Origin of the sequence: Paraburkholderia sp. RCC_158 (assembly GCF_041355255.1) — a bacterium.
Lineage (GTDB): Bacteria > Pseudomonadota > Gammaproteobacteria > Burkholderiales > Burkholderiaceae > Paraburkholderia > Paraburkholderia graminis.
This window is the reverse complement of record NZ_JBFUPM010000001.1, coordinates 748131-772089: the sequence shown is the minus strand read 5'-3', so window position 1 is coordinate 772089 and position 23959 is coordinate 748131. Positions and strand designations below refer to the sequence as shown.

General features: G+C 61.8%; 25 protein-coding genes. 17 read left to right on the top strand and 8 right to left on the bottom strand.

From position 1 onward, the window contains the following. Window positions 1-9 precede the first annotated feature (9 nt). The 4 genes from AB6809_RS03495 (at window position 10) to AB6809_RS03480 (ending at window position 5967) form a co-directional block, all read left to right on the top strand. Window positions 10-2817 carry a glucosidase gene (locus tag AB6809_RS03495; protein ID WP_029967189.1) on the top strand — a complete coding sequence of 936 codons (2808 nt, stop codon included), beginning with the start codon at window positions 10-12 and terminating at the stop codon, window positions 2815-2817. Between the two features lie 88 nt (window positions 2818-2905). Then, window positions 2906-4525: a glucose-6-phosphate dehydrogenase gene (gene zwf / locus AB6809_RS03490; RefSeq protein ID WP_029967187.1), complete on the top strand. Its 1620-nt coding sequence runs from the start codon at window positions 2906-2908 to the stop codon at window positions 4523-4525. Window positions 4526-4560: 35 nt separating this feature from the next. Further along, on the top strand, window positions 4561-5361 hold the full coding sequence (locus AB6809_RS03485) for an ROK family protein (protein ID WP_006047351.1): 801 nt from the start codon (window positions 4561-4563) through the stop codon (window positions 5359-5361). A gap of 72 nt (window positions 5362-5433) precedes the next feature. Next, a complete protein-coding gene (locus AB6809_RS03480) occupies window positions 5434-5967 on the top strand; it encodes a YbhB/YbcL family Raf kinase inhibitor-like protein (RefSeq protein WP_371025993.1) in 534 nt (177 codons plus the stop codon). Window positions 5968-6023: 56 nt separating this feature from the next. Here the strand turns inward: AB6809_RS03480 and AB6809_RS03475 are convergent, their stop codons facing one another. Continuing rightward, window positions 6024-7019 carry an aldo/keto reductase gene (locus tag AB6809_RS03475; RefSeq protein ID WP_006047349.1) on the bottom strand — a complete coding sequence of 332 codons (996 nt, stop codon included), beginning with the start codon at window positions 7017-7019 and terminating at the stop codon, window positions 6024-6026. Window positions 7020-7241: 222 nt separating this feature from the next. Here AB6809_RS03475 and AB6809_RS03470 point away from each other — a divergent pair, with 222 nt between their 5' ends. Next, on the top strand, window positions 7242-7559 hold the full coding sequence (locus tag AB6809_RS03470; protein ID WP_029967183.1) for a high-potential iron-sulfur protein: 318 nt from the start codon (window positions 7242-7244) through the stop codon (window positions 7557-7559). Window positions 7560-7679: 120 nt separating this feature from the next. Here AB6809_RS03470 and AB6809_RS03465 read toward each other — a convergent pair whose 3' ends face one another. Next, the gene (locus AB6809_RS03465; protein ID WP_029967181.1) at window positions 7680-8153 is read right to left on the bottom strand and encodes an N-acetyltransferase; all 474 of its coding nucleotides are present in this window, start codon (window positions 8151-8153) and stop codon (window positions 7680-7682) included. An 876-nt stretch (window positions 8154-9029) separates the two neighbouring features. Between AB6809_RS03465 and AB6809_RS03460 the strand changes: the two genes are divergently transcribed. Continuing rightward, on the top strand, window positions 9030-9299 hold the full coding sequence (locus AB6809_RS03460; protein ID WP_006047345.1) for a DUF1488 domain-containing protein: 270 nt from the start codon (window positions 9030-9032) through the stop codon (window positions 9297-9299). Window positions 9300-9484: 185 nt separating this feature from the next. On the opposite strand, the gene AB6809_RS03455 is transcribed toward AB6809_RS03460, so the two are convergent. Further along, window positions 9485-9874 carry a hypothetical protein gene (locus tag AB6809_RS03455; protein ID WP_307260316.1) on the bottom strand — a complete coding sequence of 130 codons (390 nt, stop codon included), beginning with the start codon at window positions 9872-9874 and terminating at the stop codon, window positions 9485-9487. A gap of 286 nt (window positions 9875-10160) precedes the next feature. Here AB6809_RS03455 and AB6809_RS03450 point away from each other — a divergent pair, with 286 nt between their 5' ends. The 5 genes from AB6809_RS03450 to AB6809_RS03430 all read left to right on the top strand — a co-directional run bounded on the left by AB6809_RS03450 (window position 10161) and on the right by AB6809_RS03430 (window position 13654). Then, complete coding sequence (locus AB6809_RS03450) at window positions 10161-10634, top strand: hypothetical protein (RefSeq protein ID WP_107707075.1); 474 nt, start codon at window positions 10161-10163, stop codon at window positions 10632-10634. 381 nt (window positions 10635-11015) lie between these two features. Beyond that, complete coding sequence (locus tag AB6809_RS03445) at window positions 11016-11369, top strand: YciI family protein (protein ID WP_006047342.1); 354 nt, start codon at window positions 11016-11018, stop codon at window positions 11367-11369. Window positions 11370-11512: 143 nt separating this feature from the next. Then, complete coding sequence (locus tag AB6809_RS03440; protein WP_029967178.1) at window positions 11513-11926, top strand: YciI family protein; 414 nt, start codon at window positions 11513-11515, stop codon at window positions 11924-11926. Window positions 11927-11967: 41 nt separating this feature from the next. Beyond that, complete coding sequence (locus AB6809_RS03435; protein WP_006047340.1) at window positions 11968-12375, top strand: VOC family protein; 408 nt, start codon at window positions 11968-11970, stop codon at window positions 12373-12375. A 4-nt stretch (window positions 12376-12379) separates the two neighbouring features. After that, the gene (locus tag AB6809_RS03430) at window positions 12380-13654 is read left to right on the top strand and encodes an RNA polymerase sigma factor (protein WP_006047339.1); all 1275 of its coding nucleotides are present in this window, start codon (window positions 12380-12382) and stop codon (window positions 13652-13654) included. 87 nt (window positions 13655-13741) lie between these two features. Here AB6809_RS03430 and AB6809_RS03425 read toward each other — a convergent pair whose 3' ends face one another. From AB6809_RS03425 to AB6809_RS03415, 3 genes are all read right to left on the bottom strand, one after another. Then, on the bottom strand, window positions 13742-14359 hold the full coding sequence (locus AB6809_RS03425; RefSeq protein WP_029967175.1) for a LysE family translocator: 618 nt from the start codon (window positions 14357-14359) through the stop codon (window positions 13742-13744). A 12-nt stretch (window positions 14360-14371) separates the two neighbouring features. Next, entirely contained in the window at window positions 14372-14950 is a 579-nt protein-coding gene (locus AB6809_RS03420) for a DUF4337 domain-containing protein (RefSeq protein WP_307260310.1), read from the bottom strand. Between the two features lie 134 nt (window positions 14951-15084). Then, window positions 15085-16029, bottom strand: coding sequence for an AEC family transporter (locus tag AB6809_RS03415; RefSeq protein ID WP_006047336.1), 945 nt, complete (start codon window positions 16027-16029; stop codon window positions 15085-15087). 137 nt (window positions 16030-16166) lie between these two features. Between AB6809_RS03415 and AB6809_RS03410 the strand changes: the two genes are divergently transcribed. Continuing rightward, complete coding sequence (locus AB6809_RS03410) at window positions 16167-17033, top strand: LysR family transcriptional regulator (RefSeq protein ID WP_029967173.1); 867 nt, start codon at window positions 16167-16169, stop codon at window positions 17031-17033. Between the two features lie 135 nt (window positions 17034-17168). After that, window positions 17169-17708, top strand: a complete 540-nt coding sequence (locus AB6809_RS03405) for a GNAT family N-acetyltransferase (RefSeq protein WP_029967172.1) — start codon at window positions 17169-17171, stop codon at window positions 17706-17708. A gap of 62 nt (window positions 17709-17770) precedes the next feature. Here the strand turns inward: AB6809_RS03405 and AB6809_RS03400 are convergent, their stop codons facing one another. Further along, the gene (locus AB6809_RS03400) at window positions 17771-18499 is read right to left on the bottom strand and encodes a GNAT family N-acetyltransferase (RefSeq protein WP_371025992.1); all 729 of its coding nucleotides are present in this window, start codon (window positions 18497-18499) and stop codon (window positions 17771-17773) included. 116 nt (window positions 18500-18615) lie between these two features. Between AB6809_RS03400 and AB6809_RS03395 the strand changes: the two genes are divergently transcribed. The 3 genes from AB6809_RS03395 to AB6809_RS03385 all read left to right on the top strand — a co-directional run bounded on the left by AB6809_RS03395 (window position 18616) and on the right by AB6809_RS03385 (window position 21398). Further along, a complete protein-coding gene (locus tag AB6809_RS03395; protein WP_029967170.1) occupies window positions 18616-20130 on the top strand; it encodes a PLP-dependent aminotransferase family protein in 1515 nt (504 codons plus the stop codon). 199 nt (window positions 20131-20329) lie between these two features. Further along, complete coding sequence (locus tag AB6809_RS03390) at window positions 20330-20731, top strand: hypothetical protein (protein ID WP_107707068.1); 402 nt, start codon at window positions 20330-20332, stop codon at window positions 20729-20731. Between the two features lie 67 nt (window positions 20732-20798). Further along, entirely contained in the window at window positions 20799-21398 is a 600-nt protein-coding gene (locus AB6809_RS03385) for a flavin reductase family protein (RefSeq protein ID WP_029967167.1), read from the top strand. Here the strand turns inward: AB6809_RS03385 and AB6809_RS03380 are convergent. Further along, window positions 21305-21832 (bottom strand): GNAT family N-acetyltransferase, encoded by a 528-nt coding sequence (locus tag AB6809_RS03380; RefSeq protein ID WP_029967164.1) that lies wholly within the window; start codon window positions 21830-21832, stop codon window positions 21305-21307. The genes AB6809_RS03385 and AB6809_RS03380 overlap by 94 nt on opposite strands. Before the next feature lie 416 nt (window positions 21833-22248). Here AB6809_RS03380 and AB6809_RS03375 point away from each other — a divergent pair, with 416 nt between their 5' ends. Beyond that, window positions 22249-23265, top strand: coding sequence for a hypothetical protein (locus AB6809_RS03375; protein ID WP_035569684.1), 1017 nt, complete (start codon window positions 22249-22251; stop codon window positions 23263-23265). Window positions 23266-23959: the final 694 nt, after the last annotated feature.

Sequence of the window (23959 nt, the reverse complement as noted above, 5' to 3'; positions counted from 1 at the left end):
GAAGCTGTCATGCCACCGCTGCGCGCTGCGAATCTGTTCGCCACTGTTGAAGGTTCACGTCTGCATTCGGCGGATTGTGCCCACTGGCAGCGCTGGGGCCCTTACCTCAGCGAGCGTCAATGGGGCACCGTGCGCGAGGATTACAGCGCGGACGGTACTGCGTGGGACTACTTTCCGCACGACCATGCGCGCAGCCGCGCATACCGCTGGGGCGAGGACGGCATTGCCGGTTTCGGCGACGACACGCTGAGCTGGTGCGTGTCGCTTGCGCTGTGGAATCGCAAAGACCCGATCCTGAAAGAGCGGCTCTTCGGTGTCACGAACGCGCAGGGCAATCACGGCGAGGACGTGAAGGAGCTGTACTTCTATCTCGACGGCACGCCGACGCATTCGTACATGCGCATGCTGTACAAGTACCCGCACGCGGCCTATCCGTATCAGGATCTGATCGAGGAAAACGCGCGGCGCGGCGGCGACATGCCGGAGTACGAAATTCTCGATACCGGCGTGTTCGACGACTTGTGTTACTTCGACGTTCAGGTCGAATACGCGAAGCACGCGCCCGACGACATCGTGATGCGCGTCGCAATCGAGAATCGCGCGGACGAACCCGCATCGCTCGATGTACTGCCGCAAATCTGGGCGCGCAATTCGTGGTCGTGGAAACCGAACACGGACAAGCCGTCGCTTGCAGCAGGCACGGACCACGAAGGCCGCGCGCAGTTGATCGGCCATCAGCATGGGCATGAACCGATTGTCGTCACCGCGTGGTCGCACGACGCGCCGCAAATCGCGTGGCTATTCTGCGAGAACGACACGAACGTAAAGCGCCTCTTCAATATGGAAGGCGAGGGTCCGTTCAAGGACGGCTTCAACGATTACCTCGTGCATGGCGATCAGCACGCGGTGCGTCGCGATCGCGGCACGAAGGCGGGCGCGCATGCGCCAATCGAACTCGGTCCGCATGGGCGCGCGGTCGTGTATATGCGCTGGCGTCCCGAGGCGACGCCCGACGAAGTGCCGTTCGACGCCGACGCACTCTTTGCAAAGCGTATCGCCGAAGCCGACGAATTCTACGGCGCGCTGCAACGCGACATGAACGATCCGGACGCGCGTCTCGTGCAGCGCCAGGCGCTCGCGGGCATGCTGTGGTCGAAGCAGTACTACCGGTACGACGTGCATCGCTGGATCGAAGGCGATCCGTTGCAGCCTCAACCGGCGGCCGCGCGCAAACGTGGACGCAACGCGGACTGGATGCACCTGTGCAATGCGGACATCGTGTCGATGCCGGACAAGTGGGAGTACCCGTGGTATGCGTCGTGGGATCTCGCGTTTCATGCGGCGGCGTTTGCGTTAATCGACCCCGCCTTCGCGAAACGTCAATTGCTGCTGCTGGTGAAAGACCGCTATCAGCATCCGAATGGACAACTGCCCGCTTACGAGTGGGCGCTAGGCGATGCCAATCCGCCGGTTCACGCGTGGGCCGCGTGGCGCGTGTACGAGATCGACCGCGCGCTCACCGGCAAGCCCGATCGCGATTTTCTCGAGCTCATTTTTCACAAGCTGCTGCTCAACTTTTCGTGGTGGGTGAACCGCAAGGACGCGGACGGTCACAACATCTTTCAGGGCGGTTTTCTTGGGCTCGACAACGTGGGCATCTTCGATCGTTCGTCGCCGCTGCCCACGGGCGGCCACATCGATCAGGCGGACGGCACCGCGTGGATGGCCGCGTATGCACTCGACCTCATGCGTATCGCGCTGGAACTTGCGTATGCGAACCATGTGTTTGTCGACATCGGCGTAAAGTTCTTCGAGCACTTCCTGTATATCGCGCAAGCCGTGAGTTGCGACGACGGCTGCGATACCGGACTATGGGACAGCGAGGACGAGTTCTTCTACGACAAGCTGCGCCTGCCTGACGGCACCAGTGTTCCAATGCGCGTGCGCTCGATCGTCGGGCTCATTCCGCTTTTCGCGGTGCATGTACTCGAAGAGCGCCTGCATGGCGAGTTGCCCGGATTGCGCGAGCGGCTCGTGTGGTTCCTCAAGCATCGGCCGGATCTCGCGAAGCTCGTCTCGCGCTGGAACGAGCCGGGTAAGGGCAATGCATTGTTGCTGTCGGTGTTGCGCGGACACCGGATGAAAGCGCTGTTGCGGCGCGCGCTCGACGAAAGCGAGTTTCTCTCCGATCACGGCGTGCGCGCACTGTCGCGATACCACCGCGATCATCCGTTCGTGTTCGATCACAACGGCAATAGCTTCACGGTCAAATATCTGCCGGCTGAATCGGATACGCGCGTGTTCGGCGGCAATTCGAACTGGCGCGGTCCGGTGTGGATGCCCGTCAATTATCTGTTGATCGAATCGCTCTACGAATTTCACCGCTATTACGGCGACGAATTCCGCGTCGAATATCCGACGGGCTCGGGAAAGACCTTGTCGTTGTCCGAAATCGCCGATGAACTCGCGCGCCGCGCGACCACGCTGTTCCTCAAGAACCGTGACGGCGAGCGTCCGGTCATGGGCGCGTACCCGTTGCTGCAAGCGGACCCGCGTTCGAGCGATCTGATTCTGTTCCACGAATACTTCCACGGCGACAACGGACGCGGCGTCGGCGCTTCGCATCAAACCGGTTGGACCGGGCTTGTCGCATTGCTGCTGCAACCGCGTGAGATGGCCGCATCGGGCAGCGTGCCGCTTGCGGGCGAGCCTGGGCGCGCGCCGATTCCGGCAGCGCCGTCGGCTCCGGCGCGGCCCACGGAGCCCGCGGTCGAACCCGAAACGGTTTCCGCGCTGGCGAGCAGTGCGGTCAAATAGCGCGTGACCGTTGTTGAACTGTGTGGGGGCGGGCGCGGTCTTTTCTCTATTCCCACGTCCGTTTCATTGGCTTACTCGAGTGAATCCCATGTCGACTCCATCGAATCCCCAAGCCGCTAATTCTCCGAATGCGGATGCTAACGGCAACCTTGCCGCGCCGCGCAGTTGCAAAGTGAGTGCGAGTGCGCACGGCGAGCCGCCGTCGCCCGCCGGCAAGCGCCCGGCGCCGCCTTGCACGCTGGTCATCTTCGGCGCGGGCGGCGACCTCACCAAGCGCCTCCTGATGCCCGCGCTCTACAACCTCGCCGTGGATGGCCTGCTCGACGGCGGCATGCAGATTGTCGGCGTGAATCACGGCGAGCGCGAAACGAGCGCATGGTGCGAGGAGCTGCACCAGTCGCTGCAAAAATTCGCCGCCGACAAAGCCAGCACTTTCCACGCCGGTAAGCTCGACGACAGCGCATGGGATTGGGTCGCGCAGCGCCTCACCTACATGGCCGGCGATTTCGACACGCCCGACACCTTCGCGCGTCTGAAGCAAAAGCTCGCTCAGGCGCCCGGCGGCAATGTGATTTTTTATCTGGCCGTGGGCTCGCGCTTCTTCAAACCGATCGTCGAACATCTGGGCGAGACCGGTTTGCTGAAAGAGGACGGCGGCTTTCGTCGTATCGTGATCGAGAAGCCGTTCGGCACCGACCTCGCATCGGCGCGCGATCTGAACGCGCACATTCTTTCGCAGGCGAAGGAATCGCAGATCTATCGCATCGATCATTTTCTCGGCAAGGACACGGTGCAAAGCATTCTTGCCGTGCGCTTCGCGAACGCGTTATTCGAGCCTGTGTGGCGGCGCGAATATATCGACAGCGTGCAGATCACGGCGGCCGAGACAATCGGCGTGGAAGGGCGCGGCAAGTTCTACGAGCAGACCGGCGCGTTTCGCGACATGGTGCCGAACCACCTGTTCCAGTTGCTCGGCATGGTCGCGATGGAGCCGCCCAATTCTTTCGACGCAGAAGCCGTGCGCAATAAAAAAGCCGAGATCTTCGACGCGATCTTGCCGCTCACGCCGAACGACGTCGTATTCGGTCAATACGAAAAAGGCGCTGCGGGCGTGGGTTATCGCGAGGAACTGGACGTCGCGCCGGACAGCAAGACAGAAACGTATGCGGCCGCGCGCGTGTTCGTCGAAAACTGGCGCTGGGCCGGCGTGCCTTTCTATTTGCGCACGGGCAAGCGGCTTGCGGTGCGGCGCACTGAAATTTCCGTGCAACTGAAGCCGGTGCCATTCCGTCTGTTTCGCGACACGCCCGTCGACGCGCTCACGCCGAACGTGCTGACGCTGCGTATCGATCCCGCGCACGGCACGAGCTTCGACTTCAACGTCAAGACGCCGGGCCCGGTGATGCAGATCGGTCCCGTGCAGTCTTCGTTCAACTATGGAGACTTCTTCGCGGAGCGCGCGAACGTCGGCTATGAAACGCTGCTGTACGACTGCATGCTCGGCGACGAGACGCTGTTTCAGCGCGCCGACAGCATCGAGACGAGCTGGTGCGCGGTGGACGATGTGCTGCATCCGAAAACGGGCGGCGCGATGCCCGTGCACGGCTATGCGGCCGGCAGTGAAGGGCCCGCCGAAGCCGATGCGCTGCTCGCACGCGACGGCCGCGCGTGGCGGCCATTAAAGACCAATGCAATCGAAAAGAAGTGAACGCGCTGGGTAAAACCACATCAACGGGGGGCAACATGGCGGCATCGAAAGACAAGGCAGCAACGCGTAACGAACGGATTCTTGCAATCGACGTCGGCGGCACTGGATTGAAAGCAGCGATCATCGATGCGAACGGTCAGATGCAAACCGAGCGCTTGCGCGTGGCGACGCCGCATCCGTGCACGCCGCAGCAACTCGTCGATGCGTTGGCAAAACTCGTCGAGCCGTTGATCGCGAAGGCGCCGGCGCAGTTGATGTCGATCGGCTTTCCCGGCGTGGTCCGCAATAACCGCATTCTGACCGCGCCGCATTTCGGCGTGGAAGGATGGCGCGACTTTGCGCTTGCCGATCTGCTCGCGCAAAAACTGGGCGGCTTGCCCGCGCGCATGATCAACGACGCCGAAATGCAGGGCTTCGCCGCGATAGAAGGCAAGGGCATCGAATTCGTGTTGACGCTCGGCACCGGCGCGGGAACCGCGCTCTTTCGCGACGGCGAGTTGATGCCTCATCTCGAACTCGCGCATCATCCGGTCAGCAAGAAAGGCGTGGCTTATGACGAGTACATCGGCGACGCGGCGCGCGAAAAAGCCGGGAATAAACGCTGGAATAAGCGTGTTCACAAAGTGATCGGCATTCTCGAATCGCTCGTGAATTACGACAAGCTATGGATTGGCGGCGGCAACGCGGCGCGGCTGACATTCGATTTGCCCGCGAACGTTGCAACCGTTTCGAACGATGCGGGTATTGAAGGCGGCGCGCGCTTATGGCATCCGCGGTCGGTGCGCGAAACGCGGCAATTGCCTGAAGCGAATGCACGAACGGGTAAGTTCAAATAGATATCAACTGGCGCGAATGGCCGGGAGCAAACAACAATGATTCGACGGGCTTACGTTGGCGCTGCGCGGCGCATGATTTCGTTGAGCGTCGGCGCGATGCTGACGTTCGCCGTTGCTCACGCCTATGCGGCCGAGGCTTTCACATTGAGCTCGCCCGGTTTGGCCGATGGCGGCACACTCGAATCGACGCATGCGGCCAGCGCGAATAACTGCGGCGGCGGCAACGTGTCGCCCGCGCTGCAATGGCGCAACGTGCCGGCCGGCACAAAGAGTTATGCAGTGACGATCTTCGATCCCGATGGCGCCAAAGGTCTCGGCATCGTGCATTGGGTGCTATACGGCATTGCGTCTTCCGTGACCGCGCTTGGCGAGGGAGCCGCGCCGCCGCCTGGAAGCGTCGCCGGAACGAACCGCACGGGCGGCCCTGGCTATTACGGCCCGTGTCCGCCGGTCGGCGAGGTGCCGCATCACTATGTCGTGCAGATCTACGCGCTCGATCTCGCGCCTGATGCGTTGCCGGCCGGTCTGACGAGAGACGCACTGCTTGCCGCCATGAAGGACCATGTGATTGCGGCCACCAGCACGGTGCTCAGATACGGGCGGTGATCGCAGCGCGCGTGTTGCGGCTCGCGATCACTCGCCATGTCGGCTGACCGCCACGTTTAGCGCGCCGCATCGCCCCAACGATATTCGACGCTCGCTTCGTCGAGTTGCTTCTTGATGTCGTCGTCGAGCACGAGTTCGGATGCGGCGAGCGTGTCGCTCAGTTGCTCGGCGCGGCTCGCACCGATAATCGCAGACGTGATGAGTGGATTCGCCAGAACCCACGCGAGCGAAACGCGTGTGAGCGATTCGCCGGTCGGCTCGACAATGCTCTTGAGCCGCTCGATCGTTTCGAATTCGCGGTGATGCCAGTAGCGCTCCTGATACATCGCGCCCGCCTTGCCGACGCTTTCGGTGAAGCGGCCCGACGCAGGCGCTGCATCGAGCTTGTGCTTGCCGGTCAGCAAGCCGCCCGCGAGCGGGTTGTATGGCATCACGGCGAGTTCCTCTTCGGCGGCGAGCGGCAGCAGTTCGCGTTCGATCTGGCGGAACAGCAGGTTATAACGCGGCTGCACGGAGACGAAGCGCGCGACGCGCAGCACGTCCGCGCGGCCGAGTGCGCGCGCGAGCCGATACGCGAGAAAGTTCGACACGCCGATGTAGCGCGCCTTGCCCGAACGCACGATCACGTCCAGCGCTTCGAGCGTTTCGTCGAGTGGCGTGTTGGCGTCGTCGGAATGCAGTTGATACAGGTCGACGTAGTCGGTGCCGAGGCGCTTTAGCGAGGCGTCGATGGCATCGAGCAGATGCTTGCGCGACGCGCCCTGATCCCACGCGGAAGGGCCCATTTTGCCGACTGCCTTGGTGGCCAGGATGAAGCGATCGCGCTTGCCCTTCAGCCAGCGCCCGACGATTTCTTCGGTGCGTCCCGCGTTGTCCTCGCCGCCGCCGAGCGGATAAACGTTGGCGGTGTCGATGAAGTTCACGCCGGCATCGGCGGCTGTGTCGAGAATGCGGCGCGAAGCGTCTTCTTCGGTTTGCAGGCCGAACGTCATGGTGCCGAGACACAGGCGGGAAACAGTCAGCCCTGTGCGGCCGAATTTGCGGTATTGCATGCTCAACTCCGAATGGGACCAAACGATTGCGATGGAGAACACTGCGAGAAACGAGCAAAGAGGATAAACGCAAAACGAGAGTCGCGTTCGCGAGCGCTCCGCGTGCATTCAAATCGTAAGCATGCGTGGTTGCGTGCGTGCGAATGGCCGCTCACGCTAGAATCGTTGCAGTTGATTCATCCCCGCGATGACACGCGCCATGACCACCATCGGAGCACAACAATGAAAACGTCGCGCCGCCATTTTCTATTGATGAGCGTGAGCGCCGGCTCTTCGCTCGTGATGTCACGCGTGGGATTCGCCGCGAGCGCAAACGCAAATGTACTCAGCGAGAGGGACCCGCAAGCGCTAGCGCTCGGCTATAAGGAAGACGCGTCGAAGGTCGACAAGGCGAAGTATCCGCAATACGCAGCAGACCAGAAGTGCAGCACATGTTCGCTGTTTCAGGGCAAGGCTGCGGATGCCTACGGCGGCTGTACGTTGTTCGGCGATAAGCAGGTCGCCGCGCCAGGATGGTGCAGTTCGTATACGAATATGTGACGCGTGCGGGCCGATATTCGTCGGATCAGCTTGGGATCAGCTTCACATCAACGCATCTGTCGGCACGCGCGTTCGTGAATGGTCATGTCAGCTCGTGCGGTGTCAGTTCTTATCCGCCATTCATTCTGCTTCAGTTTCCGCCGACGCCCGTGGCGCGCGCCTCATGTGAAACTCTCTTTCATCTTCGCTCACGACTTCGAAGCCGAGCCGTTCGTAAAGACGCCGCGCCGGATTGCCCTTGAGCACCTTCAGCGTGACGGGCAAGGTCGCGGCGTCGGCGTCGCGCAGCACCGTGTGCAGCGCCCGTTCGCCGATGCCGCGCCCTTGCAGTGCCGGCGCGATCTGCAATTGAACGACTCGCCATTCGGTATCGGAACGATGCGCCTTGAGCAAACCGGCAGGCGTGCCGTCGACGCAAATCACGCGCGCCGCGTCGTAACGATGCAGCAAACGAGCGCGATGCTCGGCGTCGTCCGCGGGTTCGCCGACGCGCGCGAGATGCTCGGTCATCGTCGCCTTGCGCAGTTCGAAGAGAAAAGTTTCGTCGTCGGCGGAAGCGGGGCGCAGGGTTATCGCAGGTTGGTGGTCGGACATGTCGAGGCGTGCGGGCGCGCGGGCCGTTAGTAAGAATGGGCGCGAATTGTCATGCTGCCAGCGCGTTTTTACCATGCATCGGCGTGTGAACGTGCTCGCTTGCGCAGTTGATCGACGTGTATCGCGGCTCACGCGACTGTCGACAACACGATGCGCCGCAGCGGCTTTACCCGCGACGCATCAAGCGCCGCCGATGCTTCGCCGTTCGCAGACCGCGCTACGTTTGCACTTTATGGTGCTCGACGGAAACCGGACGCGGCGCGTTCGACACAGATTGGCATGTGCCTTGCTTTTGCCCTTACCCGCGGATTGATACGCGCGCAGGTCGAGACCTCGCGGCGCGACACGCCGAAACGCCGACAGACGGCGCCACCTGGCATACGACGAACAATGCTGAACCCGAGAACCGAAGTTCTGACGCGCGCAATCGAGGGCGACGTGACGACGCTCGTCTTCTATCCCGACACGGGCTGCATGCGTTTCCGCGATTCGCGTGGTGTGACGTCCCACGAATTGCGGCCGCCGCATTCCTGGTTCGCGATTGCGTCCGCGTCGCGCGGAGTGCGCGGCGGGACACACGCGATGTCCGAAGGTTTGAGTACGCTATTGCATGACTTCTGTGTGAAACGCTCGCGGTGGATGAGCGCGACGCCATGTATGCCCGAGCTGACGCACGCGCGTGCAGTTTCGCCTGCGCTTCGGTTGGGGCACGCTGACATGCACGCGTTTTCACGTTCGCTTACGATTGAGGTAGCGGCGGCGCAGTAGCGGATTCATCAGCCGAAAGACCGATGCGGGCTTGCGTGTCTATTCAGTTTTGTTCGGCGTCGCTCGTTGAGTACGACGGGCGGCATAAGCAACTTTGCGAGGTGGGCCATGGAGATTATCGAGCTTGAACCAAGCGTCTCCCCAGACGGGCGCGCGGTGATTTTCCAGCTTTCGGCGCGAGGACGGGAACTCGAATGCGCCGTCACGCGTGAAGCACTGGAGCAGTATTTCTGGCTGCAACGCGGCGCCGCGGAAGACCGCATGCTGAAAACTTTCGCCGATGGCCGCAAGCGCATCACCGCTGTGGCCGAAAGAAAGATGCTGGCGCGTCCGGGCGAAAAAGTCCTGCTGACGATCAGCGACTTTGCCGCGCGCTGATGTCGATTGATCGTTGCGCACGCAGCGTCTACGTGATGCTGCGTGCGCATTCGTTGTGCTGTGTCTGCTTGCGCTGAGTTGCTCTGATTCGCGCCGAGTTGCTCTGACTTGCGCGCGGCGGTGTCCGGTCGCGTCGTTCCCCACAGTGCTCTTCCACATGCGTCCCCGATTGTTACGTCCATTCGTCAAACAGGCGTGGCAATGCCCTTCCTTTTGCCCAATTGCTCGAGCGCTCGCTCGCATAAACTGTTTTCCATGGAGCGACAAATCACCGAGCCCATCGACGCGGTCTTCCCCCGCGTTGTTTTGAACCGTACCGTTGATGGCAGTTTGCCGTGGCAGTCGACACGGCAGGGCAGTAAAGCAGTAGGAAGTAGAAGCAAATGGCGCAGTGGCAGGTGAAGTAGCAGATCGTTTTTTTTCAAGTTGCAGTTTGCAGTTTGCAGTTTTTGCAGCACCGGTAATAGCTTGAGCAGCAATAACACAAGCAGTTGACGTCGCAACAAAAGTCTTCGCAGTAGCGGTAAAGCAGGCAGCAAACGTTTTGCTTTTCGCAGTAGCAGCACAAGCAGCAACAGCTTGGTTAGTTTCGATGGTTAAAGGTCGGCGAGCATCCACGCGCAAGCACGACTTCCATCCTGTCCGGCCCTGTTCTCTCGCGGGAACAGGGTTTTTTTTCGTACTTGCGGTGGACGACTGGGAATTTCGCCGTTTAAGCCGGTCTTAATAAAGGCTTGCCATCATGCTTACACAGACTCACATTAGAGGCTGTCGAGCCGCCGGCGCATCGGCGGCATTCGTCGCCGGAAAATCGTACCGATGTGGCGACGAAGCCGAGAGTTAGCGAAGGAGGTTGAATCTATGTCCAGTAAAGCGCGAGTCCGCAAACACAATGTGCCGGCCATGTCGCCGCTATTGCGTGCACTCACTCACAGCCGCAGCGCACACGAGCCCGTTACCGCCGCGATGATCCTGCAGTGCTATGCGTCGCTCGACGCGTTCCAGCATGGCCACGGTTCGCGCGATCTACACATGATGTTGAGCCGGCATTTATTGGTGTCGCAGGAACTGGCGCGCCTCGGCCTCGGCGAAGACACGCTCGACGATATTCAGAGCGGACACGCGGCGATGGTTCACCTCGACGAGCGCGAGCAGCGAACCGGCGCATGGAAATTGAATGACGACGAATACGCGCGACTCTGCACGGCGCTGGCGATTCTCGATGCGCAACTTTCCGTGGCGTCGTTGAGCGAGATCGCGAACGCGCAGGCGCGCATGATCGAAGGCTTGATGCGGTCCGCGCGGACGAGAGCGATCGCGGAAGCGGTGCTTTGAGTCGGTAAGTTGAAGACGATAGAACGCCCCACGTGGGGCGTTTTTTTGTGTCTGTTTTGCGTCTGTTGATCGTTGTGCTGCGGCACATTGAAGTGCTCAATCTTCTTCCGACTGCCGCTTAGTTTGAAGCAGACGTTAGCGCGTTCGCAACCGCTTCAAATCGGCGCAATGCCACGCGCACAGCGAAAGTCAATTCGCCTGCCGTCCATCTATTACGAGTCTTCGTAAAACTCAACGGCCGACGGCCGATTACCCACCAAGGCAGGTTTACCGGAACGATCCGCGCTTGTTAGACTGGCTTTCCGCGCTCGCATGAGCGCGTCCATTTGTGTCATACGACTGCCGGGCTGACGGTCCGCAGCGTCATTCATTGGAGACGCCATGTCTTATATGCTGCTGATCGTCGAACCCCCCGAACAACGCGCGCAACGCGGCGAGGCCAAGGGCCGCGAAGTCTACGACGAGATGGTGCGCTTCGGCGCGGATCTCAAGGAGCGCGGCAAACTGCTGGCGGCCGAAGCGCTCACATCCTCCAGCGACGCCGTGCGCGTGCAGGTGCGCGGCGGCCAGCCGAAACTGGTCGACGGACCGTTCGCCGAAGCGAAGGAAATGATCGGCGGCTTCTACCTGCTCAATTGCGAATCGCGCGAAGAAGCCGTGGCGATTGCGCAAGCCTGTCCGGCGGCGACGTGGTGCACCGTCGAGGTACGCAAGCTCGGCCCGTGCTTCATGTAAGCGAGCGACGGCTTTTGACTCGGGGTTTTCCCCAGGCGACGCATCATAGCTGTCGAATCGTTCGTGCATTGCTCGTCGTGTGAGTAAGAGCGGCCAAGGCGCCGCACGCTCTCTACAACATCACGACAAAAGGAGTAACCGCGATGCGATTCATGATCCTGGTGAAGGCAACCGCCGCAAGCGAAGCCGGCGAAATGCCCGAAGCGTCCCTCATGGCCGCGATGGGCGCGTATCACGAAGAACTCGCGAAGGCCGGCGTGCTGCTCGACGCCACCGGCTTGCAGCCGACTTCGAAAGGGTGGCGCATTCGCTACAGCGGCGGCCAGCGTTCGGTGATCGACGGTCCGTTTGCCGATACCAAAGAGGTGATTGCCGGCTACACGCTGATCCAGGTGCGTTCGCGCGAGGAAGCGATGGAATGGGCGCGGCGTTTTCCCGCGCCGTTCGGCGAAAACGCCGATGGCGAAATCGAAGTGCGGCAACTCTTCGAACTCGAGGACTTCGAGCCGGGTCCGGAGCTTGAGCGTTTCCGTGAACTGGAAGCGGGCCGCCGCTAAATTGCCGCTGAGCCGCCGCGAACCGATTATTGGATTCCATCATGCACAAGCAAATTTTCGTGAATCTCGCCGTCGGTAATCTCGAACGGTCGAAGGCATTTTTCAGCGCGCTCGGTTTCGGCTTCGATCCGCAATTCACCAACGATCAGGCCGCATGTTTGATCCTCGGTGAAAACCTTTACGCGATGCTGCTCGTGAAAGACCTCTTCAAGTCGTTCACGCGTAAATCGCTTTGTGATCCGAAGGAAAGTACGGAAACACTCGTCGGCCTGTCGTGCGAAAGCCGGGGCGAAGTCGACGCGCTGGTCGCCAAAGCAGTCGAAGCGGGCGGCAGCGTGCCGCGCGCGCCGCAGGACTACGGCTTCATGTACGGCCACGGATTTGAGGACATCGACGGACATATCTGGGAGCTGATCTACATGGACCCGAACGCCAAGGCGGCGGGCTGAGCCTGTGACGAAACTGGCCACTCATCGTGCCATCGAGGCCGTCTGGCGGATCGAGTCCGCCAAGGTCATCGCCCACGTCGCGCGGATGGTGCGCGACGTCGGGCTCGCCGAAGAACTGGCGCAGGACGCGCTCGTGTCCGCGCTCGAACATTGGCCGGACGCGGGCGTGCCCGACAATCCTGGAGCGTGGCTGATGGCGACTGCAAAAAATCGCGCGCTGGACCGCTTGCGGCAGGAAGCGCTGCACGCGCGCAAGCGCCAGGAACTGGGCCACGACATGGACGCACTCGAGGCGCATCTGGTGCCCGATTTCGTCGATGCACTGGATGCGGCGCGTGCCGACGACATCGGCGACGATCTGCTGCGGCTCGTGTTCACCGCGTGTCATCCGGTGTTGTCGACGGACGCGCGCGTCGCACTCACACTGCGCCTGCTCGGCGGTCTGACGACGGATGAAATCGCGCGCGCGTTTCTCGTGCCCGAGCCGACCATCGCGCAACGGATCGTGCGGGCGAAGCGCACGCTGTCGGCGGCGAAAGTGCCGTTCGAGGTGCCGCAGGCCGACGCGCGCGCGCCGAGGCTCGCGTCGGTGCTGCAAGTGATCTATCTGATTTTCAACGAAGGTTATTCGGCCACGGCCGGCGACGACTGGATGCGCCCGGCGCTCAGCGAAGAAGCGCTGCGGCTCGGGCGCGTGCTGAGCGGTCTCGTGCCCGATGAAAGCGAAGTGCATGGCCTTGTCGCGCTCATGGAGATTCAGGCCTCGCGCACGCATGCGCGAACCGATGCGCAGGGCCGCCCGGTTCTGTTGCTGGACCAGGATCGCAGCCGTTGGGACCCGCTGCTGATTCGTCGCGGATTGGCTGCGCTCAACACGGCGCATGCGCTTGGCGGCGCGAGCGGGCCGTATGCGCTGCAAGCCGCGCTGGCCGCGTGTCACGCACGCGCGCATCGCGCGGAAGAAACCGACTGGGCGCAGATCGTCGCGCTATATGACGCGCTTGCGCAGGTGGCGCCTTCGCCGGTCGTCGAATTGAATCGCGCGGTCGCGGTGGGCATGGCGTTCGGGCCGGCGGCCGGGCTCGATATTGTCGATGCACTTGCCGCCGATGCCACGCTCGCGAACTATCACTGGCTGCCGAGTGTGCGCGGCGATCTGCTCGCGAAACTCGGCCGCCTGGACGAAGCGCGCGCGGAGTTCGAACGCGCCGCGGCGATGACGCGCAATGTGCGAGAGCGTGAGTTGCTGCTGGAGCGCGCCCGCTCGGCGATGCAGTAGGGTGCCGTAGTTTGTGCGCATAAACTGGGGTGGACGCGGCGCGGCGTCATGCGGCGACGTCCGCGAACATACGCCCCCACCAACCCCCTACCGTATCAACTGCCGCACACCCAACGCGATAATCACGCCGCCGCACACGCGATCGACCCACGCCTTGCTGCGCCGATACGCCGATGCAATTCGCGCATGCGACAACGTCAGCGCGACAAAGCCATACCAGCTGCTTGCCACGACGAACACCATGCCGAGCATCGCGAGGAACGTGCCGACGCTCTCGTGCGGCGGCGCCGCCGACGAAAACACCGCGGCAAAAAACGCGACCGACTTCGGATTGGCGATATTGGTCGCGAAGCCTTGCGCGAATGCCTGACGCAAGCTGCCGCCAGGCGCTTGCGCGATCTGTTGCGAGTTGCCCGCCGAGGCTTTGAAGATCAGCCGTCCGCCGAACCAGATCAGATAAGCCGCGCCGGCCATCTTCACGGCAAACGCCAGCCACGGAAACGCCGCAAACACGATACCGACGCCGAGAATCGCGCAGCTTGCCCAGAACAGATTAACGAGCACGATGCCCGCCACGACCGCGAGCGCTTCGGTGCGCGTGGTCGAGGCTGCCTTATGCGCGACGGCCACGAAGTTCGGCCCTGGAATCACGACGCCGGCCACATACACGGATAACACGCCGAGAACGGCTGAACTATCGATCACACGAAGCTCCCATCAAGCCGAGAAAAATGCGAGCGCGCCAGTGGCGACACCCACGGCCGCGACCACGAAAGACAGATTGCGCAGCCACTTCTTGCGTGTCAGCAACGTGATTGCGCACAGCGCGATGGCCACCTGAATCAGCGTAGTAGCTTGCGCCCAGCGATGGTGACCGTGCAGCAGCACTTCGCTCTTCGCATTGTTATCGAGGACTTCTTTTTCGATCTCTTCGGCTTTGGCGCGGATCGGTTCTTTCTGCTGCTTATATTTGCCGACGTCCGCGAGAAACTTTGCGTGTTCGTCCGACTGACCCGTGGACAGCGCCGCGCCCAACTCCGCGAGGTTCTGCTTCTCGCCCTTCGCCTGATAGTAATTCCATTGATTCGATGCTTCGGTCTTTTTGATCGCGGCTTCGTTCTTGTAGTACAGCGCGAGGTTTTCGCTGTTGCCGCTTTGATAGGCGCACAGCGCGCCGATCGTCGCGAGCACTGCCGTGATCACGGCCATGCGGCTCCCGAAAGAGTCCGCGTCGTGGTGACCGGCGTGCTGCACCGCATGGTCGTGCGGACCATGCACTTCATACTCTTCAGGCATCAGATTCTCCGAGGCAAACTGTCTTGTCGTGCCGGGCGTCGCGCGGGCCCGGCGGCCTCAATCTTAGCGTGTGATGCGGCGTGGCTGGAAAAGCGCGCGTTGTTTTGCGGCTGTGGGTGCGCGTGCGTTTGGATTCAGGCGCGATGACCCATCCATAGCAACAGCAGCGAGAGCGTCACGACGGAGCCTACCGTTGACAACAGAATGGTGCGCGATGTGATGTGCGCCTCGCGTTCATAGAACTCGGCCAGCATGAACGGGCCGGTACCGGTGGGCAGCGCGGCGAGCACGACCGCCATTTCGACGAGCGCGGGTGAGAGGCGAAAGACGCGCGCCGCGAGCCACCATGTGAGCGCCGGTTGCACGATCAGCTTGACGAGCGTGAGCAGCCACGCAATGCCGCGCGTGCCCGATTCGGAAGGACGCTTTTCCGCGAGAAACAAGCCGAGGCTCACCAGCGCGCACGGACTGGCCGCGCCGCTCAACAGCTTGAGAAAGGTCTCCGCGCTCGGCGGCAACGGCACATGAAGACTGGCGAAAAGCGCGCCGGCAATCGGCGACACGATCAGCGGATTGCGCGCCAGCGAGCCCAGCACTTTCAGGCCGAGTTTGTGCGGCGTGCGCTCCGTCTGCAAGCCGACTTCGATCAGCACGATGGCGCCCGCAAACAGTACGCACGCGACCAGGATCGTCGCGATGGTGGTGGGCGTGAGGCTCGCCTGGCCGAACGCGATCATGCCCAGCGGAAAACCGATATAGCCCGTGTTCGGATACGAGGCGGCGATCGCATCGACACTCGCGTCCGCGAGATGCCGTCCGTTCAGCAGGCGCACGACGAGTATCAGCGCGAAGATGCCCGCGCATGCAACGGAAAACGTGACGACGAACGCCGGCTGATACAACTGCTCCCACGTGGCGCGCGCCATCGTGTCGAAGAGGAGCGCCGGCAACGCCAGCCAGACCACGAAGCGATTCAGTTCCGATGCCGAGTTCGGTCCGAGCACGCCGCGACGGCGGCACGCAAAGCCCGCGAATATGAGGCCGAAGACGGGAAGCAGAATCTCGAGAGTGGCTAACATCGGTGTGGAACGCGCGGGCAATAAACGCGGATAGAAGGGCGAGCCGTCAGCGTAGTGATTTGCGTTGATACAATCAAATACCGTTTTTTGCCTTCGACGATACCTTTTATGCATCGTTGGAAAAGGGGGATACCAACGTGATCGACATCAAGCCGCTGCGCTATTTTGTGATGCTTGCCGAGACGCGCCATTTTGGGCGTGCGGCGGCGCGCCTGAACTTGTCGCAGCCTCCGTTGAGCCGCCAACTTGCGGCGCTGGAAGCGAGCCTCGGCGTGACGCTCATTGAGCGCAGCCCGCGCAGCGTCACGCTGACCGCCGCGGGCGAGCGTTTCTACGCCGATGCGAAGGCGATCCTCGCGTCGGTCGAGCAGGCGGTGAGCAATGCGCAGGCAGCGGCGTCGGGCGAAGCGGGCAAGCTCGCCATCGGCTTCACGATGTGCGCGGCCTATAACGTGGTGCCCGGTTATGCGCGCGCATTCGGCGCGGCGTATCCCGAAGTCGCTTTGAGTCTGCGCGAGGTCGTCTCGAACGATCTCGCCGCGCAGGTGGTGGCCGGGCATATCGACGCGGCCATCATGTTTCCGCATGTGCCGGGCAAGGGACTCGCGACGCGCACGATTCTGCGCGAACCGTTGTGCGTGGCGCTATCGCGTGGTCATCCGCGAGCCCGCGCGCGGCGGCTCAGGATCGCGCAACTGGCCGGCGAACCGTTCGTGCTGGCATCCGAGGAAGTGGCGCCCACGTTGCGCGCGACGATCCTCGAGCATTGCCGCTCGGGCGGCTTCGAGCCCGACATCCGCTTCGAAGTGCAATTGCAGCAGACGGTGCTGAGTCTTGTCGATGAAGGCGTGGGTGTCGCACTCGTGCCGGCTTCAATGCGCAAGGCGCAGTTGGCTGGCGTGGTGTTCAAGCCGCTCGTGGATGCGCCTTTGGTCGAGCAGGTGCTGGCGTGGTCGCCGGCGAATCGTAATCCTTGTTTGGGGCGGTTTTTGGAGTTGGCGTGAGCCGCCGGCGGCAACTAATCGCTGCAATAATTTGCAGACGCGAGGAATCTGCGATGATGCAAGCGCAACGTCTTTGAGCGTCAACGTTCAACTTCTCAATCTTCAAGCTCACTCGCCGACCCGCCGCTCAGTCAAATGCCCACGCCTCCTTCCACCCTCACCACCCCCCACCTCACCCTCCGCCCACACACGCGCGACGACTTCCTCGACAGCTTCTCTATGTGGTCCGATCCCGAGGTCGTCCGGTACATCGGCGGCAAGCCTTTTACGCGTGAAGAAGTGTGGGCGCGTCTGCTGCGCTATGCCGGTCACTGGGCGCTGCTCGATTACGGCTATTGGGTAGTCCGCGAAACGGACACCGGGCGCTTTGTCGGCGAGGTTGGTTTCGCCGATTTTCAGCGCGAGATCGAGCCGTCATTGGCGGGCACGCCGGAAATGGGCTGGGCTTTGAGTCCGGCGATGCACGGCAAAGGCTACGCGACGCAAGCCGTGCGCGCCGCGTTGGAATGGGCCGATCAAAAATGGCCGGGCGCTGCAACGGCATGCATCGTCGCGCCGGAGAATGAAGCGTCGCTGCGAGTCGCGCACAAGGCCGGCTATCGCGAGCAGCTTCGCACCACGTATAAAGGTCAGCCGACCATCATGTTCAAGCGCGAGCCAGGCGCGGCGATGTAAAAGCAAAGCCGGCGCGAAAGCCGGCTTATAAAATTCATCGTTCGAACTGATATCAGCGGGCCTCAATCAGACGCCGCTCTTCCCCGCGCAATCAAATCAGCCAGCCTTTCCACTTGCCCGCCTTCGGCATCGAAATTGGCATCACTCAGCCAACGCGTATAACTCGGCCGCAACACCGGCCATTCGCTGTCGATAACCGAAAACCACGCCGTATCGCGATTGCGCTGACGATAAACAATCGCCTGACGGAAGATGCCTTCGAACGTGAAGCCGTAACGCAGCGCCGCCGTGCGCGACGGTCCGTTCAACGAATCGCACTTCCATTCGAAGCGCCGATAGCCGAGCTCGTCGAATACGTATTGCATCAGCAGAAACATGGCCTCGGTTGCGATGCGCGTTCGCTTCAGACGCGGCGAATAAACGACGTGCCCCACTTCGATCACGCCGTTGACCGGGTCGATGCGCATCAGCGCGAACGTGCCGACCGCTTTTCCGCTCGCGCTGTCGATCACCGCGTAGTGCAGCGGATCAGCCGATTCGGCGAGCCGCGCCAAATGCTCGCGATACGCCTCCGCACTCTCGAACGGACCGACGCCGAGATAGGTCCAGTCGCGGCCATCGTCGGCCGAATCGTAGGCGTCGAACAGATCCGCCGCATGGGCGTCGACGTCGACCGGTTCGATCCGGCAATAGCGGCCCGCCAACTGCGCGCGCCCTGGCGGCTTTGCGCCGCGCCACTCGGGCAGCGGCGCGCCGATCGGCTGGTCGAAGGCGTTACGTTGCGGTTCCATGTGTGCACTCCTCGCGTCGTGGTTGTCGTTGATCGTGGAAATCATGGAAGAACGATACGGCAATCGTGGTATGTTAAAAAGATCCAGCTCAATCGAATTCGATAGGTCCAGCCGTCATGATCGAGATTATTGGTCCGCTTGCTCATACGGCCGCGAACCGTGGCAACAGCGACCGCAGCGCGGCTGGCAACGCCGCCGGGAAAACCGCCCCGCTGCAAAAGCAGCTGATCGAGCGCCTGCAGCAGGCCATTCTCGGCGGACGCCTGCCGGCCGGATCGCTGCTGCCGTCGTCGCGGCTGTTGGCGGCGGAAATGGGCGTGTCGCGCAACACCGTCGTCATCGCGTATGAGCACCTGGCGGCGGTCGGCTATGTGGTCGCCGACAAAAAGGGCACGCGCGTGACCGCGCTCTCGAGCCGCGCGGCGCGCGCCGAGCCGCCCGCGCGACCCGCCGCGCCGAAAGTGGCCTACGCGGCTCGCGTCGGCGAATTCAAGGCGACGCGCACCTACATGGATGGCGCGTTGCCGCTGACGCCCGGCACGCCCGCTCTCGACCGCTTTCCGCTGGCCGCATGGCGGCGCGCACTCGAACGTTCGATGGAGCGCGCGTTGCCGCTCGCGCTCGGCTACGGCACGCCGGCCGGCGAACCGGCCTTGCGCGACGCGATTGCCGCGCATTTGCGGATGGCGCGCGGCGTGCGCTGCGAGGGCTCGCAGGTGATCATCACCGAGGGCGCGCAGGAGGCGCTGAACCTGTGCGTGCGGCTTTTCACCAATCCCGGCGACGTCGCGTGGATCGAGGACCCCGGCTATCGCGGCGCGAAGGCCGCGTTCAGACAGGGCGACGTGCGCGTTCAGCCGATTCCCGTCGACGAAGAAGGCATGTGCGTGCCGCCCGGCGCGTGGGCCGCACATCCGCCGAAGCTGATTTACACGTCGCCCGCGCATCAGTATCCGACGGGCGCAGTGTTGTCCGTGGCGCGGCGGCTCGAGCTGATTGCCGAGGCGCGGCGCTGCGGCGCGTGGGTGATCGAGGACGATTACGACGGCGAATTCCGCTACTCCGGCGAGCCGATCGCGAGCATGCAAGGGCTCGTGGACGACGCGCCGGTTCTCTACGTCGGCTCGTTCAGCAAGACGATGTTTCCGGCGCTGCGCATCGGCTTCGTGGTGTTGCCGCCCCCCATCGCCGCGCATGCCGAAGTCGCGCTGTACGAGATGCTGCGCGGCGGGCATCGTCTGGAACAGCTTGCGCTCGCGCATTTCATGGAAGGCGGCGAATTCGGGCGGCACCTTGGGCGCATGCGGCGGCTTTATCGCGAGCGGCAGCAGGCATTGCGCGAAGCGCTTACGGAGCACTTCGCCGCATCTGAAATTCTCGGCGGCGACTGCGGGATGCATCTGACGCTGCGCCTGCCGGCCCGCATCGACGACGACACGCTGACCGAACGCGCGTTCGCCAAAGGCCTCGCCCCGCGGCCGCTGTCCAGCTTCGCGCTGGAGCAGCGAGCGGGCACCAACGGCCTTGTGATCGGCTACGGCAACACCGCCGCGGAGCAGCTCACGCCGGCCGTCCGCGTGCTCGCGGAACTGGCTGCGGGCATCGAAAAACCGCGTCGGCGTCGCGCATAAGTTTTTGGGTTTGTCCGCGCGGCCCATGTCGCGCTATCGTGTCGTTTATGCGCGGCGACACCGGACAGGCGATGTCGACCGATCGCCCGCATCATGTTCCGCGCGCCGTCTGGTGCGCGTCGCCGGATGGTTGTGCAGTCCGGGCATGAAGCTTCCCTTTGGTGTGTTTTCTATGACGATTTATCCGAGTGGAGATGACATGAAGGAAATCGAACCGACCCCGTGGTTTGAACTGGCCGCTCACTCGCCCGCGCGCGACGGCTGGTACGAGGTGCAATTGACGAGCGGGGACACGGCCTTTGCGAAATTCGGCGAGGGCGAGTGGACCGACAAGCCGGACGACGCGTTCACGCACTGGCGCGGGCTGTCCGCCGATCCATCGCAGGCGGCTGACGGCAAGGCGCAGGGCGACGCCGAGGCGACCGCCGACGGCGCCGAAGCCGCACCCGCAGCCGAGGCCAAAGGCGCCGATGAACCCATCGACGCCGAGGCCACTGCGGCAAACGGCGTGCGAGCCGCATGGAACGCGTTTTTCCCCGGCCTCGGGGAAGAGCAGCATAAGCCGGTGGACGCCGTTCCCAACGGCAAAGCGCCGCATTGACGCATGAAGGGCGGCGGCTTGCTGGCTGCCGCCCTGACAAAACCAGACCTTCGGGCAAAAACCAAGTATGCAAGCTACCCGGGAACCCGTGGCATTGCCGCGGGCCACGCAGTTACTCAATCATGGACCTGTGACGATCATCACCAGCGCGCATGGCGGGCGCTCGAACGTGATGGCGGCTTCGTGGGCCATGCCGCTCGACTTCGACCCGCCGAAGGTGATCGTGGTGGTGGACAGCCGCACGCTCACGCGTCAATTGATCGAAGCGAGCGGCGTGTTCGGGCTGCAATTGCCGAGCCGCAAGTTCGCCGCACAGACGCTGGCCGTGGGCACGAACGCGGGGCTCGAAGTCGACAAGTTCTCAGCCTTTGAGCTCGGAACTTTCGCCGCCGAAAAAATCGATGTGCCGATGCTGGCCGGTTGCATCGCGTGGATGGAGTGCAAGGTGATTCCCGACGACAGCCAGCGTCACGATCTGATTATCGGCGAAGTGGTGGCGGCGTACGCGGACAGCCGCGTCTACTCGAACAACCGCTGGCATTTCGGCGACGACCCCGAGCTTCGCACCTGCCATTACGTCGCGGGCGGGACGTTTTTTGCCACGGGCGAAGCGTTCGACGTGTCGCCTGCGGCAAATGCCTTGAGCGCTTCGCCGGCGAGCCGGTAGCGAACCCATTCGCTTTGCGCGCTCGCGCCGATGGATTCATAGAAACCGATGGCGGGCGCATTCCAGTCGAGCACGCTCCATTCGAAGCGGCCGCAGCCGGTCTCGCATGCGATGGCCGCGAGGTGGCGCAGCATCAGTTTGCCCGCGCCGCTGCCGCGCGCTTTCGGCGACACGTACAGGTCTTCGAGATACAGGCCTTTTTTGCCGAGCCACGTGGAGTAAGAAAAGAAGTAGACGCAAAAGCCGATGGGCTCGCCGTTCATTTCGCAGATGAGCGCGGTTGCTGTCGATGCGTCGGAGAACAGGCTTGCTTCGATGTCTGCGACGGTGGCGACGACTTCATGCTCGGCCTTTTCGTACACCGCGAGTTCGGTGATGAAGTGGAGGATGAGCGGGGCGTCGGAGGTGGTGGCGGGGCGGAGGTGGGTGGTCAAGGGGGGATAGGTGATCTGTGGAGTTAAGGAGTAGAGTTTAGCGTTCGCTCTCGCATCATGCCGTAGCGGCCATTCAACGAAAAATAACGAGCGCACGCTGCCGTTTTCCCGAGTTGATGCCAAGAATATCGGGACGCTCTGCTGACGGCTGCAGATCGGAAGAGCGTCAGACATTAGACGATTGATATACGAACCAAGATGGCCGCTTCAGTTCAGACCGGCTCACGGTTGAGATCGCGCCGCAAAGTTGCCGACCGAAACGTGAGCCAGCGCTCAAGTATGGAGCATTCGGGCCGTCAAATAGATGGTGTCAAGCTTTTCTTGGCAAAGACACTCGCTTCGCGTCCGTATGCAGTTGGGTTAAGGCCGCGAGCTTTTCCGTACGACCAATTTTAAAGTACTAAATGAATTCTCGATTGCTTGAGGTCGTTTCCTTATTGTGGCGCAATGGCAGGGCACGTGGTGCACTGTTCATTATCATTGCATTGCTCGTACTGCACTATTTTCCGGCGAACGGTGGGAAGATGCTCGGAGCCGGACTGGTCTTATTCCTCGCGGTTGGGTTGTACCGAGAATGGAAAGAATATTTAAGGCCGGTTCGCACGCTATATGTGATCCATGGCATTCGCGCCCGGCGGTTCGTGAAGAGGTTGGCACGCATTCCACCCGATGTCCCGTTCCTTTATGGCATTGCGCTCATGCTCTCGTTGGCCGGGACGGTACTGGGTGCGTTCATGAAGCCGACCGAGTCAGCAATGTCATTCATGATCGCTACGGAGTGGATTATCGGGCTGGGGGCTTTTAGACACGGCTTGGTTGCAATTAGAACCATAGCCAAGCTAACTTGGAGCGGTACACTGGGAAAGTTGCTCTATGCGAGTCTTTTTTCCGTTGCCTTATGGCTCGGACGGAGCGACGCAGCGGCGGCAGTTCGGCAGCTGACCCATGCGGATGCGAAGTACTTTCCAATCTTTGTTGGTGTGATGTCAGGACCATACAGCATCTTTCGAATGCTCCAGTTCGGTAGCGCGTTAATATCGGTCTGTGCGGTGCTATTGTTGTTCGCGTCGTGGCCGAGAATTATTGGAAGAATGTTGCGTACGGGCCTCTCCCGCCAACGTCTATCGCAAGGTAACGACGAGCACCGCCGTCGGAATGTCCTACCCGATGCAATTTCACTTTTGACCCCGGTCGGATTGCTGTTGGTTGCCTCGCAGTTGTTGGAACTGCCGCAGCTAGGAATCGCCGCTCTACAGAAATTCAGTGCTCCCGCGCTCGTCCTGGCGCGGACCGAATATGTAGATGATCGTGCGTGCAAAAACATTCCCACTGGTGTCCTGACGCAACATCTCGGGGATAAGCAGGTCTCTGTTTTAACTATTGAGAACGGGACACCGGTCTTTTCGCAGTCCGCTTGCGATCAGCCGTCGTAGTCTTATTTGTCTCTCACGAGACGTCGACAGCGGAAACTTATAGGCCAAATTTGCCTCGCCGGTTATTTGGTGCTGCGACGGTTCGACCGCTGTCTGGCGTGCACGACGTTTTTCCTTACATCGGCTCTCCCGTCGGCTAATCTGTCAAGAGCGGCGCCTATTTTATCCGCCCCAGTTTTAAGCGTATTTTGTCCAGAGGCAGAAGCATCAACAGGAAGCTCAAAACAAATATCCCGAAGATAAACATAAGCGAATGGCGCTGACTCCTCAGTGTATCTAGGTAACTGTCCGCTCCTGGTTTAAACACGTCCCATAGCCCATTACCCGCCATCCCAAACAATAGCCCAAGCAGCAAGAAGCGAAAAATATAAGAACGAGGTCGAATGCCAGAAAATCTGGGTTTCAAGGCGTCAGATCATGCTCATCGCCGCCCACTGAGAGAGCGTGTGAAATTTCCGTGCACTTCAGAACAGTTCCAGCCTCCGCCGCCAGACTATCCCACAAGCGCGGACTACACGAGCGAGTGACCTTTCCTAATAATCCGAACCCTGCTCGCCTTGTTCGGTTCCCCAATGAGAGCGTTCCATTCATTTGCTCGGCAATGTCCTGGCCTGCCTCCCTTATAATCATCCAGTCGCTGGGAAACACTCAGCGGCCAGGTTTGACAGCCTGCGGCATAAACCGCACACCCGCT